Here is a 12,582-nt window from a genome sequence, read left to right as displayed (position 1 = left end):
TTATCGCCGCCGCCACGTAAGAATGCACTCGTGGTAGGTAAACCACTTACCCAACCCGCGCCAGTTCAAGGGAAAATAACTGACGGAATCGAGATGGAAGGGGCCGCAATCCGCCAGCCCCTGTTGCCGAATGAACGCCTCCGTCACGAACACGCGGTGGGTCGGGTCGGAGGAAAATCCTTTCTCCCCGGGAACGACAAAGGTCATGCTCTGCACGCCCAGCTCATCGCAACTCGCAGCGAGGCGTTTCACGGCGTGCACCGGGTCATCGAAATGTTCCAGCACATGAGCGCTCAGGAGATGATGGTGCCTGCCGGGTCCGTGGCCCGAGAGCGGTGTCAATGCAAAGTCATCCGCGAGGGCGTCATACTTCAGAACATCCAGCCGCAACGCCTTGAGATAGCCAATCAGCGTATCGTTGATCTCGAGGCCCACCGAACCAGTGGGCAGACATTCCAGAACCTGGCCCGCGCCACATCCAAGATCAATCGTGGGGCCGTCAAACACGCGAACCAGATTTTGGATGTAGCGTGATTTGATGAGCCTTCTGAGAGCGGAAGACCTGCGGCGGATTTGTTCCGCCCCGTAGGACTCTCCGAAATCCGAACTCATGAACGTCCCCCCACCGCGAACCGGTAGAATATCGCGCGGGCCACGCCGTTCAGTGTTGCTGTATATCCGCCCAGTTTCAGGTCGGACCAGCGCAAGCCATAGTGCCCGCTCTCCGCAAGGTGGCTGAGAAACAGCCGGAACTCATCCGCCTGCCGCCGCGCCATCTGCACGCTGTGAGAACCGCGAGACAAGCGGAAGCTCGCAAGTGCGTCCGGCATGTAAAGAGCATCTCCGAATCGGAGCAGTCTCAGCCAGTAATCAATATCGATGACGAAAGGGAGCTCGCCGTTGAACGCGCCCGCGGCACGCGCTGCGGAGCGGCGGAACAGCACGGCTCCCGGCTCCCCAATCGGATTTGTGCCCAGCCGTGCGGTCCGCCGTGCGATGTCCGCACCGGTCGAGATCCGGGTGGACCGTCCCGCACTTCGCCGCATATGCACTCTCCCCGAGGGCCCGATGATCTGCCTTGCGCAATAGACGAGTGCGAGGGCGCCCTTCTCATCACGCTCGAAGGCATCAACCTGGCTTTGCAGGCAGCCGGGATGCAGCAGATCGTCCTGCGGAAGTATCTTGATGTAGGTCCCCTGCGCCTCGTTCAGGCAGCGGTTCCAGTTGCCCCCGAAACCGAGGTTCTTCTCATTCCTTAAGATGCGGATGCGCGGATCGGGGTACGAAGCCGCAACGTCAAGCGATCCGTCCCGTGAGGCGTCGTCGCAAATGATCAGTTCAAAGTCCGTACACGTCTGAGCGAGCACGGAGTGGATGGTTGCCGCCAGATAGGCCTGGCCATTATAGACGGGAATGGCGACCGACACTTTTGGCAGGCGGCCGGACGACATCCTTAAATTTTCCCTTGAGATGAATTCAATAGACGAACAGAATCATCAGGATAGGGGAGTGGCGGATCAAGTCAACTGAGGATTGTACTGGAACGTGCCGGCCGCCCCCTAAACGCCATCGCTCTTGCCGCCCCATCCCCGCGGCAGCAGCGCTGCGGCGGACAGAAGGGCCAGCGCCAGCCAGGTCACGGCCGGGGAAAACCACTTGATCCCCAGAGGATGGCTGCTTCCGCACAGCGACATGGCAAGATCGCAGATGATCGAGGAAGAGACAGAGCAATAGACCGATTGCCCGGCGGGCAGATAACCATTGGCGATGATCCGTCCAAAGACGATAGCCCACCAGGCGGCGGCAACTATGAGGGCAGCGCCTCCGGCGAGGGCAAGAAACCTCGAGACGCGCGGTGCGGCTGAGACAGTCATGCAGCTTGCCCCGAAGCGGGCTCCGCATGGCCGAGCGCGCTCAGGATTTCGCCGCGCAACCGGACGATGGCGGGATCGTCGCGCCGCCGCGGCAGGGGTGCCGCCACGGTGAATTCGCGGATGATGCGGGCCGGGCGGTCACTCAGCACGATCACCCTGTCAGAGAGCAGCAGCGCCTCTTCCACATCATGCGTCACCAGCACGCCCGTGAAGCCGGTGCGTTTCCAGATCGCGAGCAGCTCCCCCTGCAGCGTCATGCGCGTAAGCGAGTCGAGCTTTCCGAAGGGCTCGTCGAGAAGCAGGATCTGCGGGGCGTTGACCAGCGCCCGGGCCAGCGCCGCGCGCTGTGCCATGCCGCCCGAAAGCTGGTGTGGATAGGCCTTGGCGAAACCGCCAAGCCGCACCAGTTCGAGAGCGGCATCGATCTCGTGCTCGCGGCCTTTAAGCTCGTGCCGCGCGGCAAGCCCCGTCGCCACATTGTTCCACACCGTGGCCCAGGGAAACAGCGTGGCATCCTGGAAGGCGAGGATGCGCGAAGGGCCAGGTTCCCTCACCAGCTCGCCCCCAGCCAGGATATCGCCCTCGGTCGGAGGCTCAAGCCCGGCAATCAAACGCAGCAGGGTCGATTTCCCGCAGCCCGAAGGCCCAAGCAGCGAGACGAAACTTCCTGCTGCAATGTCGAGCGTGATGTGGTCGAGCACCGGAAGCGGCCCGCCGTCGAGTGCAAAGGCGTGTGAAACATCGCGGATCAGAAGGTCCTCGCGATTCCTGCGTGTCAGCTGCCCGCTCATGAGATGAAGCCCGCCTGCCAGCCCAGCAGCCTGCCGCGCACGAGGAACAGCAGCTTCACCAGTCCGGCGCAGATCGCCGCCATGATGATCAGGGTCGCATAGACATTGGCATAGCCCGAATAGGCCGTCTGGAACTGGATGTACCAGCCAAGCCCATATTTGGCGCCCAGCATCTCCGCCACCACGAGCACGGCAAAGGAATAGTAAAGCCCCATAAACAGCCCGACGAACACATGCGGCAGCGAACCGGGTACGGCGATGTGGGTGATCTGATACCAGCTCTTCGCACCCAGCGTGCGCGCCACGTCATAGTAGGCCCGGTTGATGGCGCCCACGCCTGAGGTCGTCAGAATGGCCACCGGAATGCCGCAGGACAGAGCCACGATGAAGATGCTGGCGTGAAAGGTCGAAGGAAAGAAGAAGAAGGTCACCGGAATCCAGGCAGAAGCGGGCACCGGCCCGATCAGCTTCAACAGTGGCATGCCCCAATAATTGAAGCGCGGTGACCACCCGAGGCCAAGCCCCAGCGCATAGCCGGCGGAAATTCCGGAAAAGAATCCCAGACCCCACAGCCGCAACGTATAGAGAATGCAGATCAGAATCCGCGGCCCGTCCGCGATATAGACCTGAAGCAACCCCTGCGGCGGCGAGAAGAAGGGCTTCGGCAGCCAGCCGAGCTTCGCTGTCGAAAGCTCCCACAGAAACAGCCACACTCCGATGGCGACAAGCCAGGGGCCTGCCGCCTTCAGTGATTGCTGAACCCGCTCCGGCAGTGCCGCAAGGCTCGCCGCCAGCACCAGAAGCAGCACGGCTGCACCGGCGCACAGGCTGGCAAACAGTACGGTCGAACCCCAGGGCACAACATCTGGAAGAAGCAGCGTCACAGCCGAAGTGGCCGCAAATCCGAGTGAGGAGAGGACGCCCGCCACCCAAAGCGCAGGCGTCCACTGCCCGTCGCGGCCGATCTCCGGCACGCTTTGCTCAACAATATCGGACATTACTCACGCAAGCAGGTTGACGGAGATGCGCTTGGCGAATTCCGCCGGGTCGGTCGAAGGGTCGAGCACCTTGGTAAGCTTCAGGTCTGAGGCACCCCGCTCGATTTCCTTCACCAGCGCATCGCCGATGGGGTGATTGTGATAGACGAGCGAGCCTAGAATCTCGGTCAGGTCCTGCTGGGACAAGCCGGGGTTTAGCGCCTTGAGATACCATGCCGCCACTTCATCCGGGTGGTTCGCGGTATATTCGTGGATCTCGAGATTGGCGGCCGCCACGCGGCGCAGTGCGTCCCGGTTGGATTCGAGGAAGGCACCATTTGCCCCGAGCACGCAGCACACGGCGTTGTCGTAAACCCCCGTCTGCGTGTCGGCGATCAGCTTCAGCCCGTGCTGCTTCTGGATGCCGTAAGCCCACGGGTCGAGATGGGCGGCAAGATCCGCATCGCCGCGCGCCACCGTCTCACCCACGAGATCGAAGGGCACCGTCACCCAGGTGACGCCATCCTCGGGGTCGATCCCCGCCTTGGCGAGCGTCACCTGGAAGGCGACCTTCGGTGGGGCGGCCACGTCATAGGTGGCGATGCGCTTTCCAGCCACATCCTTGAGCTCCTTGACACCTGATGCCTCGGACGCGAGCAGACGCTGGCAGCCGCCATGGGAACCGACGAACAGCTTCACGTCGAAACCCTGTTCCAGGGGCTTCAGCCAGTCGAGCAGCAGTCCCGCACCCGCATCGGCCTTGTTGGTGGCCAGAGCCTGGATCAGCGTCTGTCCGCTGGCGCCCTGGTAGAAGAGCTCCACATCCACGCCCTGCTTCTGGTAGAAGCCCTTCTCCACGCCGAAGCCCAGCGGCGCATGGCAGGCCGCCACTTCCGTCCAGGCGAGGCGCACCTTGGGTGCGGGGCCCGCAATGGCCGGCGCAAACACCTTGGCGCCCGCAAATCCCGCGGTGGCCGCAGCGCCTGCGGCCCCGGCAATCTTCAGAAGCTTGCGCCGTGAAACGGCAGATGATTTGTTGGTGGTGGACATGGTGATACTCCTTGCGAGTGCTTATGCGGCTTTTGCTTCATGGCCAGAGGCGCGCGCCGCGGCGTCCAGGGCTTGCGAGATGTCAGCGATAATATCGTCCGGATGCTCGATGCCAATCGACAGGCGCACGTAGCCAGGCGTCACGCCAGCCGCCAGCTGCTCGGCGGCGGAAAGCTGCTGGTGCGTGGTCGAGGCCGGGTGAATGGCCAGTGAGCGCGCATCGCCGATGTTGGCCACATGGTAGAGAAGCTTGAGCGCGTCGATGAAGGCCTTGCCCGCCTCGATGCCACCCTTGAGCTCGAAGCCAACCAGCGCGCCATAACCGCCCTTCAGATATTTATCAGCGCGCTGCTTCAGCTTTCCGCTCTGCAGCCCGGGGAAGATGACGTTGTCGACGGCGGGCTGCTTCGCCAGGAAGGCCGCGACCTTCCCGGCATTTTCATTGTGCTGGCGGGAGCGCAGCGGAAGCGTTTCGAGGCCCTGAATGAATTGCCATGCATTGAACGGCGAGATCGCCGCACCAAGATCGCGCAAGAGCTTCACCCGGATGCGCAGGATGTAAGCAATGGGCCCCAGGGGCTTTGCCGCCTCCGTCCAGATGGCGCCGTGATAGGCGGCGTCGGGCGTGGTCAGCAGAGGGAAGCGTTCGGCATGTTCTTCCCACGGGAAGTTGCCGCCATCGATGATGAGGCCGCCAATGCTCGTGCCATGCCCGCCGATGTATTTGGTGGCGGAATGAACCACCACCGCAGCGCCATGCTCGAAGGGCTTCACGATCAGCGGTGCGGCGGTATTGTCGACAATCAGCGGAACCCCCAGCTCACGCCCGATCGCTGCAACCTCGCCAATGGGAAACACATGCAGCTTCGGATTGGGAAGCGTCTCGGCATAATAGGCGCGGGTCTTCGCATCTGTAGCGCGGCGGAAATTCTCAGGGTCTGACGGGTCCACGAAACGCACCTCGATGCCGAACTGCTTCAAGGTCTGCGAGAACAGCGTGACGGTGCCGCCATAGAGATCGGTGGAGGACACGATGTTGTCGCCCGCCTGTGCCAGGTTCAGCACTGCGAAGGCACTGGCCGTCTGGCCGGAAGCAACGGCAAGTGCCGCAACACCGCCCTCGATCGCCGCAACGCGCTGTTCAAGCGCATCCTGCGTCGGGTTCTGCACGCGCGTATAAATGTTGCCCAGCTCTTCCAGCGCGAACAGCCGCGCGGCATGGCCCGTGTCCTGGAACTGATAGGAGGTGGTCTGGTACAGCGGCACCGCCACCGCACCCGTCACCGGGTCTGCACGGTAGGTTCCGCCATGAAGGGCCAGGGTTTCAGGGTGAAAGCTGTTGGACGGCATCTTGTCTCTCCGTTGCGAGGTGTGAATTCAGTAGGCGGAAGCGGGAACGGGGCGGGCGCGATCGGCCGGGTCAAGAAGGTCGGCATGGTGCGCGCGCGCCACATCGGGGTGAGAGCGCAGCCGGCTCTTGAGGTAGTTTTTCGCCACGTCCCGGAACAGCGGGTTCTGCGGGTCCTGGGTCACTCCCCGCACCTGTGCGGCCAGGGCCGGTGGAAGGGCCAGCACCGGCACGGATGAATCGAGTCTGGCCCCCAGGAAGAAGGCAACCGAAAGCCGGTCGGCCGATTCTGGCGGCGAGACCACGCGGTGAACATTGGCGCGAAGATATCCGCCCGATGCGAGCTCGAGGAGTTCGCCCACATTGATGACGAAGGTGCCGGGAATGGGCGGCGCCTTGATCCAGCCATCCTCGCCTTCAACCTCAAGGCCGCTCACCTTGTCCTGCAGGAGAACGGTGACGAAGCCTGAATCCTTGTGCGCGCCAACGCCCTGGTCGCCGTCTTCCGGGCGCCGGCCGGGGTAGCGGATGATCTTCAGAAGCTGGTTGGGCGCGGGCGTATAGATGGGCGAGAACACATCGGGCCGCTGCCCGAGAGACTCTGCCAAGGCCTCGGTGATGCGGATGCCAAGCGCCGTCACCTCCGCCTGATAGCGAAGCAGCGCGGGCTTCAGTTCCGGCAGGGCGGATGGCCAGAGATTGGGCCCGATCAGCCGGGTCCAGGCCGGCGCCGTGCGGTCCAGGGCGCGCACCTCCTGCTCGGGGCCAATATCAACCTGTTCGCGCCAGTCGGGCCTCCCGCGCGTGTGCTCGAGGCCGGCGCGATTGTAGCCGCGGAACTGCGGCGACTTGATCATCTGGATTTCGAGCTTGTCTTTTTCCGGCAGGTCGAAGAAGCGCCGCGAGAGGGCCAGCACATCGGCGATCAGCCCGGGCTCGATTCCATGTCCGGTTAGGTAAAAGAAGCCAAGGCCGCGCGCCGTTTCGCGCAGCTCCTCCAGAAACCCTTCACGTTCGGAAGGCTGGCCGAGACGGGCAAAATCGAGAACGGGAAGGGAGGAGGGCATGAACCACCTATAATCACTACTTACTTAGTAGAGTTTATGGGCGGGCGGGTGAGGGGAACAATTGAGCAATGTTGAGTGCTGGCCTGAGAAACTTTTAAGGTGCGAGGCTCAGGCGCGGGTCAGCGCAGTCTGAATGTCTTCGAGCAGGTCCCCTGTGTTCTCCAGCCCGACAGACAGCCGGATGAGGCCATCCGAAATCCCATAGCGGGCACGCTCTTCCGCGCCATAAAGCGCATGGGTCATGCTGGCGGGATGCTGGATCAGCGTTTCGGCATCGCCAAGGCTCACCGCGCGCTGGATCAGGCGCAACGCATTCATGAAGCGCCGCCCCCGTTCGAGCCCGCCCGCGATCTCGAAGCTGATTAGCCCTCCGCCCGCCCGCATCTGGCGCTGGAACACCAGCCGTGCCTCCCCGCCGGAGAGGCCGGGATAGGAGATATTGGAGAGGCCCGGCTGCTCCGCCAGGAAATCGGCAATCGCCGCGGCGGAGCGGGAATGCTGCAGCATGCGCAGCTCCAGCGTCTTCAACCCGCGCAGCACCAGAAAGGCGGTAAGGGGTGAAATCGTGCCCCCTGTCAGATAGCGAAGCCCGTGGCCGCGGATCTCCTTGATCAGCTCTTCCCGCCCGGCAACGATTCCGGCCAGCAAGTCGCCATGCCCGCCCAGATATTTGGTGGCAGAGTGGATCACGAGGTCCGCACCGTGGACAATCGGCCGCTGCAGCACCGGCGTCGCGAAGGTATTGTCCACAATGGTCAGCGCCCCGGCTTTCTGTGCAGTGGCGCTCACCGTCGCAATGTCGATGAGCCGCAGGTTCGGGTTGGCGGGCGTCTCGAAATAGGCCGCCTTGAACGGCCGTGCCGCGGCATCCGCCAGCTGCTGCGGGTCGGTGAAGTCGATGAAGGTCACCTCAACGCCGAATTTCGCCAGCCCGCGTGAAAGAAATACATAGGAGTTGCCATAAAGTATCTTGTCCGCGATCACGCGGTCCCCCGCCTTCAGCAGCGTCCAGAAACTGGCGGTGATTGCCGCCATGCCGGAGGCAACCGCAAGGGCCGCCTCCGCCCCTTCGAGGCTGGCGACCCGCTGTTCGAGCAGCGCCTGTGTCGGGTTTCGCGTCCGGCCATAGACATATCCCGCCTGCGTGCCGGCAAAATAGGCTGCACCCTGTTCTACGGTTTCGAACGCATAGGTCGATGTCTGGTAGATGGGCGGCGTCAGCGCGCCGTTCTCGGTCGCGGGATCATAGCCCAAATGAATGGCGCGTGTCGAAAAGCCGGCCTCGGCATTCCGGTTGCGGAAGAAGTCCGTCGTCATGAAATCTCAAAATCCTGCTGGAGAGTGGCCTTCAGTCGAGTGTCTGTATGGCGCTGTGCGCGTGCTGGGCTTGGCTCACCACGCTTCCCGCCGGAATGCTGCGGGTCAGCCACACATTGCCGCCAATGATTGATCCAGCGCCAATGGTGATGCGCCCGAGCACGGCCGCTCCGGCATGGATCACGACATTGTCGCCAATCACCGGGTGGCGAAGGCTGCGCAGCTTTGCAGCACCCGGCTCCACCAGCTCGCTCTCGCCCAGCGTCACGCCCTGATGCAGGCAGACATTCTCGCCGATCACTGAAGTTTCGCCGATCACCACGCCCGTTCCGCTACTGATGAAGAAACCCGGTCCAATCCGCGCGCCAGGATGAATGTCGATTCCCGTGGAGGCATGGGCAAGGCCCGAGATCATCCGTGCCACCAGCCTGGCGCCCAGCTCATGCAGCGCATGGGCCAGGCGGTGGTGGATCACGGCCGACGTGCTCCGGAAACAGATCAGCACTTCGCTTAAGCTCTTCACCGTCGGGTCGCGTTGCTGTGCCGCGCGCAGGTCGCTCACCAGTTCACCGCGGATCTTCGGCAGCTGGCCCGCAAACTGCGCCACAATGTCATCGGCCCTCTGCTGGGCCTCTTGTGTGGAAAGCCCCTGCGTGTCGAACTGCAGCCCGCGCGCCACCTGGTCCGTCAGCCGGGTGAAGCCGGTGGAGAGCAGGTTGCCCACAAACTGGTCGACGCCGGACGCGCCAAGCCCCTGTGGCCCCAGATGGGTGGGAAACAGCGCGGTGACGATCCACTCCAGAACCTCGGCGATCACGGCAGAGGCCGGCACCTCCGTGGCCTTGCCGCCAAGCCGGATGTTGTGGGTCACTTCGCGGGATTGGCGCAGCGCCTCCACCACCGGTCCAAGGTCAGGCTTTCGCGTTCTGGTGCGTTGGGTCTTCAGCGTCGCAATCCGCGCAGCCATGTCAAATGCCTTTCTCTTTGGCGTTGGTGGCGTTCAGGCAACGGCCAGCTGTTGCTCTTCCCGCCGGGCCTCGCTCCGTAGCCAGTCGATGAAATAAGACACCTTGGGCAGGTTCAGCTTGGCCCGCGGCGCCACGATGTAATAGGCGAAGTCCACCTTCACGGAGGATGTGAAGGGCTGCACCAGCCGGCCCTGCCGGATGTCGCGTCCGGCAAGTGCGGTTTTGGCCAGGGCAACACCACTCCCCTGCGCGGCGGCTTCGATCACCAGGCTGGACTGGTTGAAGCGCGGCCCGCGCGAGGAATCGATGTGCTTGGCGCCCGCAGCGCTCAGCCACATTTCCCAATTGGGGCAGGAGGGGTCATTGTCGGGGCTGTCATCATGAAGCAGCGTCACCTCCACCAGGTCTCCCGGCGTGAAGAACGGCCCATGCTGCTTCAAAAATTCCGGGCTGCAGACCGGAACGACGCTCTCCTCCAGCAACTGCTCGACCGCGAGGTCGGAATAGCGCCCGGCGCCATAGCGGATGGCCACGTCGGTACCATCCTTCACGAAGTCCGAAAGCTGCATGGAGGCAGACACATGCACGTCAATTTCAGGGTGCGCGGTGCGGAACAGCTCAAGCCGCGGCAACAGCCATTTCGATGCAAAGGAGGGCGCAACGCTCACCGAAAGCACGCCCGCTTCGCCCAGCGAATCGATCGCATCCATGGCCGCGCACAGCCGCGCGAAGCCTTCCCGAAGGTCGCGAAGGCCTGCAGAGCCAGCATCCGTCAGCGCAAGGCCACGGCCGTTCCGGACGAACAGCGGCAGTCCCACATGATCTTCGAGCAGCCGGATCTGGTGGCTGATGGCGGCGGGCGTCACCCGCAATTCGACGGCCGCCTGCGAAATGCTCATATGGCGTGCCGCAACCTCGAAGGCGCGAAGTGCATTGAGCGGCGGAAGATGGCGGCGCATGATCTATACCCTACTTAGTCGATAGAGATTATGTATCATTGCCGCCCAACCGTGGCAAGACCCCTTTCACCCACCCGCGAAGGATGCGAAACACGGCAGCTCAGGGGAGCCCGCCATGAGCATGATGGATTTTCTCAACTCTGCCGAGAAGATGCTGGCGCGCGCCGCTGAAGGCCACCGCCGGCGCACCCGCACCCGCCACTGGCAGGCGCAGCTTCAAAGCCCTTCGGACCTCCGCGGAAGGGCCTGCCACTGTCCACCCGATCTCCCCTTTCACCACGTCCACAGCGAGGGCATCCGGGAGGCTGCGGATATCGTCATCGATTATGGCAGCAATGTCGAAAATCCGCTCAGGCCACAGATTCCCGTTGAAATGGCGGCCCGCATTGCACCGCTCATCCCCCGTGCGGCCATCGTCCACGTGAAGGCCGATCTTTTGGCACAGGCCACCGAGCGCATGTTCCCACTGCTCACAGAACCCATCGTGCTCGTCACTGGCGATTCAGACGTAAGCCCGGCGCAAGCCTTCCGCCAGTTGCTCGACCATCCAATGCTCCTGCACTGGTTCTGCCAGAATGCCGATTTGCCCCATCCTCATCCCCGCCTCAGCCCCATTCCCATCGGGCTGGACAATCCCGTCTATACGAAGCTTGAAAAGCGTGCGGGCTTCCTGGTGGACCAGCTCGGCGGAAAGTCCCGCTTCGATCTCACCTGCCGCCGCAATGACACGGGCGATCAGCGCCGCTTCAATGAAGCCGCCGCCGAAAGCCGGACTGCCTCCGGTGCCAAGCCGCTCCGCGTGCTCTGCACCTTCCATCAGAACCACCGCCTCGCGCCGGACATCACCGGCATTCCAGACCGTGTTGCGGCAGCGGGCGCCCTCAGCCGTTCCGGCATCAGCGACTTCGTGGAGAAGCGCCTCCCCCAGGACCAGTGCTGGCGCCTGCACAGCCGCTTTGCCTTTGAAGCCTCCCCCGCGGGGAACGGGCTTGATTGCTTCCGGACTTGGGAGGCGCTGGCCCTCGGCACCGTCCCCATCGTCCGCACCGGGCCCTTGGACCTTCTTTACAAGGCGCATGGCTTTCCCGTCGCCATCGTCGAAGACTGGGAGGAGGTTGACGCCACCCGCCTTGCCCGCTGGAATGAAGACCTCGTGCCGAAACTGGCGGAAGCGCACCACCGCCTCGCCAACAGCTACTGGACGGGCCTCATCCGCGCTACGGCAGACAGGCTGCGCACCCCGTCCTGACGTCTCCCTCCCGATATGAAATTGTTGTCACGCTCCACGATCCATGGTTCATACTGCGCCCCCGTAACATATTGCGGCGGAATGTCTTTTGCTCTCCACCCTGGCTCTTCTCTTCGCTGGATTCATGGCCGGAATGCTGGTCACGCTGCTCTATTACGAGCTGCGCAATCAGCATCACATGTGGAAGGAAGACTGCGGCACCCCGCTTGAGACCCAGGCAGACATCCGCTTCGTCGCTCACCGCCTGCGCGAGGCGATGGACCGTCAGGGCGTGCGCTGGTGGCTCGATTACGGCACGCTGCTGGGCGCCTGGCGCATCGGCGATTGCCTGCCCTATGACCATGATCTGGACATGTCCTATCTGGCCGAAGACGCCGGAAAGCTTCTCCCTGAATTGGCCGGGCTCGAAGCCCATGGCATCACGCTGGAACTCGAGCATGGCCGCATCTTCTATGGCGGCCGGAAAATCGGCGATCTGGAAGCCTGGTACAGCTTTGGTGCACGCCTCTGCCGGGATGATCCCGCAACGCGTGAAGGCATTCCCCGCTTCTGGCGGCCCCTGGTCGATGACGTGAAGCGGGACTGGGTAATGCCAACGGGCGAGATCATGTTCTGCGGTGAATGGTTCAAGGCGCCGCGCGAGGTGAAGCGCTTTCTCCGGCACCGCTATCTGATGTGCCGCCTCCATCTGCGCCTCACCATTCCTCACAAGCAGAGATGCTGGATTTGCGCCGCCTTCTGGCAATGGGCCTGGCGTATCTGGACCTGCAGGGACTATCCTCAGTTCCGAAGCTGATCCGCAAAGGAGATGAACGATGATCCAACAGATACTGGGAACCTGGTGGTTCTGGGCCGTGCCCATCGCCTTCATCGCCGTCGTCGTCTACGCTTTCAATCCGAAGCGCAAGAAGCAATTCCAGGAAGAGGCCCGCGTCCCCATCGAGAATGATTCACTCGACAAGAAGAAGTGATCCGCGAACCG

At 63.0% G+C, this 12,582-nt stretch carries 14 protein-coding genes; 3 read left to right on the top strand and 11 right to left on the bottom strand.

All coding sequences use genetic code 11. The features are described from left to right. The 11 genes from ACO06F_RS11700 to gcvA form a co-directional block, all read right to left on the bottom strand. Nucleotides 1–612, bottom strand: coding sequence for a hypothetical protein (locus tag ACO06F_RS11700; RefSeq protein WP_421692934.1), 612 nt, complete (start codon nucleotides 610–612; stop codon nucleotides 1–3). Then, complete coding sequence (locus ACO06F_RS11695) at nucleotides 609–1,451, bottom strand: glycosyltransferase family 2 protein (RefSeq protein WP_421692933.1); 843 nt, start codon at nucleotides 1,449–1,451, stop codon at nucleotides 609–611. Before ACO06F_RS11695 ends, ACO06F_RS11700 begins: the two co-directional genes overlap by 4 nt. A gap of 108 nt (nucleotides 1,452–1,559) precedes the next feature. Next, complete coding sequence (locus ACO06F_RS11690) at nucleotides 1,560–1,874, bottom strand: hypothetical protein (protein WP_421692932.1); 315 nt, start codon at nucleotides 1,872–1,874, stop codon at nucleotides 1,560–1,562. Continuing rightward, complete coding sequence (locus ACO06F_RS11685) at nucleotides 1,871–2,665, bottom strand: ABC transporter ATP-binding protein (protein ID WP_421692931.1); 795 nt, start codon at nucleotides 2,663–2,665, stop codon at nucleotides 1,871–1,873. Before ACO06F_RS11685 ends, ACO06F_RS11690 begins: the two co-directional genes overlap by 4 nt. Further along, nucleotides 2,662–3,663: an ABC transporter permease gene (locus ACO06F_RS11680; RefSeq protein ID WP_421692930.1), complete on the bottom strand. Its 1,002-nt coding sequence runs from the start codon at nucleotides 3,661–3,663 to the stop codon at nucleotides 2,662–2,664. Before ACO06F_RS11680 ends, ACO06F_RS11685 begins: the two co-directional genes overlap by 4 nt. 3 nt (nucleotides 3,664–3,666) lie before the next feature. After that, nucleotides 3,667–4,692 (bottom strand): ABC transporter substrate-binding protein, encoded by a 1,026-nt coding sequence (locus ACO06F_RS11675; protein ID WP_421692929.1) that lies wholly within the window; start codon nucleotides 4,690–4,692, stop codon nucleotides 3,667–3,669. A gap of 21 nt (nucleotides 4,693–4,713) precedes the next feature. Then, complete coding sequence (locus ACO06F_RS11670) at nucleotides 4,714–6,042, bottom strand: O-acetylhomoserine aminocarboxypropyltransferase/cysteine synthase family protein (protein ID WP_421692928.1); 1,329 nt, start codon at nucleotides 6,040–6,042, stop codon at nucleotides 4,714–4,716. 27 nt (nucleotides 6,043–6,069) lie between these two features. Then, the gene (locus ACO06F_RS11665) at nucleotides 6,070–7,107 is read right to left on the bottom strand and encodes an isopenicillin N synthase family dioxygenase (protein ID WP_421692927.1); all 1,038 of its coding nucleotides are present in this window, start codon (nucleotides 7,105–7,107) and stop codon (nucleotides 6,070–6,072) included. A gap of 108 nt (nucleotides 7,108–7,215) precedes the next feature. Then, nucleotides 7,216–8,424 carry a trans-sulfuration enzyme family protein gene (locus ACO06F_RS11660; RefSeq protein ID WP_421692926.1) on the bottom strand — a complete coding sequence of 403 codons (1,209 nt, stop codon included), beginning with the start codon at nucleotides 8,422–8,424 and terminating at the stop codon, nucleotides 7,216–7,218. A gap of 31 nt (nucleotides 8,425–8,455) precedes the next feature. Then, nucleotides 8,456–9,391 carry a serine O-acetyltransferase gene (locus tag ACO06F_RS11655; RefSeq protein ID WP_421692925.1) on the bottom strand — a complete coding sequence of 312 codons (936 nt, stop codon included), beginning with the start codon at nucleotides 9,389–9,391 and terminating at the stop codon, nucleotides 8,456–8,458. A 33-nt stretch (nucleotides 9,392–9,424) separates the two neighbouring features. Beyond that, entirely contained in the window at nucleotides 9,425–10,351 is a 927-nt protein-coding gene (gene gcvA, locus ACO06F_RS11650) for a transcriptional regulator GcvA (RefSeq protein WP_421692924.1), read from the bottom strand. Nucleotides 10,352–10,466: 115 nt separating this feature from the next. Here gcvA and ACO06F_RS11645 point away from each other — a divergent pair, with 115 nt between their 5' ends. The 3 genes from ACO06F_RS11645 to ACO06F_RS11635 all read left to right on the top strand — a co-directional run bounded on the left by ACO06F_RS11645 (nucleotide 10,467) and on the right by ACO06F_RS11635 (nucleotide 12,571). Beyond that, nucleotides 10,467–11,600, top strand: a complete 1,134-nt coding sequence (locus ACO06F_RS11645; protein ID WP_421692923.1) for a hypothetical protein — start codon at nucleotides 10,467–10,469, stop codon at nucleotides 11,598–11,600. A 124-nt stretch (nucleotides 11,601–11,724) separates the two neighbouring features. Continuing rightward, the gene (locus ACO06F_RS11640; protein WP_421692922.1) at nucleotides 11,725–12,396 is read left to right on the top strand and encodes a LicD family protein; all 672 of its coding nucleotides are present in this window, start codon (nucleotides 11,725–11,727) and stop codon (nucleotides 12,394–12,396) included. 19 nt (nucleotides 12,397–12,415) lie between these two features. Beyond that, the gene (locus ACO06F_RS11635) at nucleotides 12,416–12,571 is read left to right on the top strand and encodes a cbb3-type cytochrome c oxidase subunit 3 (RefSeq protein WP_421692921.1); all 156 of its coding nucleotides are present in this window, start codon (nucleotides 12,416–12,418) and stop codon (nucleotides 12,569–12,571) included. The last annotated feature ends 11 nt before the right edge of the window (nucleotides 12,572–12,582 follow it).

This window comes from Aestuariivirga sp. (assembly GCF_965227715.1).
GTDB lineage: Bacteria > Pseudomonadota > Alphaproteobacteria > Rhizobiales > Aestuariivirgaceae > Aestuariivirga.
The sequence above is the reverse complement of the archived record's forward strand: the minus strand, read 5'-3'. Positions and strand labels throughout refer to the sequence as shown.

Coding starts and splice junctions, on each gene's coding strand:
- ACO06F_RS11700 (WP_421692934.1), bottom strand. CDS start 612: ATGAGTTCGGATTTCGGAGAGTCCTACGGGGCGGAACAAATCCGCCGC.
- ACO06F_RS11695 (WP_421692933.1), bottom strand. CDS start 1,451: ATGTCGTCCGGCCGCCTGCCAAAAGTGTCGGTCGCCATTCCCGTCTAT.
- ACO06F_RS11690 (WP_421692932.1), bottom strand. CDS start 1,874: ATGACTGTCTCAGCCGCACCGCGCGTCTCGAGGTTTCTTGCCCTCGCC.
- ACO06F_RS11685 (WP_421692931.1), bottom strand. CDS start 2,665: ATGAGCGGGCAGCTGACACGCAGGAATCGCGAGGACCTTCTGATCCGC.
- ACO06F_RS11680 (WP_421692930.1), bottom strand. CDS start 3,663: ATGTCCGATATTGTTGAGCAAAGCGTGCCGGAGATCGGCCGCGACGGG.
- ACO06F_RS11675 (WP_421692929.1), bottom strand. CDS start 4,692: ATGTCCACCACCAACAAATCATCTGCCGTTTCACGGCGCAAGCTTCTG.
- ACO06F_RS11670 (WP_421692928.1), bottom strand. CDS start 6,042: ATGCCGTCCAACAGCTTTCACCCTGAAACCCTGGCCCTTCATGGCGGA.
- ACO06F_RS11665 (WP_421692927.1), bottom strand. CDS start 7,107: ATGCCCTCCTCCCTTCCCGTTCTCGATTTTGCCCGTCTCGGCCAGCCT.
- ACO06F_RS11660 (WP_421692926.1), bottom strand. CDS start 8,424: ATGACGACGGACTTCTTCCGCAACCGGAATGCCGAGGCCGGCTTTTCG.
- ACO06F_RS11655 (WP_421692925.1), bottom strand. CDS start 9,391: ATGGCTGCGCGGATTGCGACGCTGAAGACCCAACGCACCAGAACGCGA.
- gcvA (WP_421692924.1), bottom strand. CDS start 10,351: ATGCGCCGCCATCTTCCGCCGCTCAATGCACTTCGCGCCTTCGAGGTT.
- ACO06F_RS11645 (WP_421692923.1), top strand. CDS start 10,467: ATGAGCATGATGGATTTTCTCAACTCTGCCGAGAAGATGCTGGCGCGC.
- ACO06F_RS11640 (WP_421692922.1), top strand. CDS start 11,725: ATGGCCGGAATGCTGGTCACGCTGCTCTATTACGAGCTGCGCAATCAG.
- ACO06F_RS11635 (WP_421692921.1), top strand. CDS start 12,416: ATGATCCAACAGATACTGGGAACCTGGTGGTTCTGGGCCGTGCCCATC.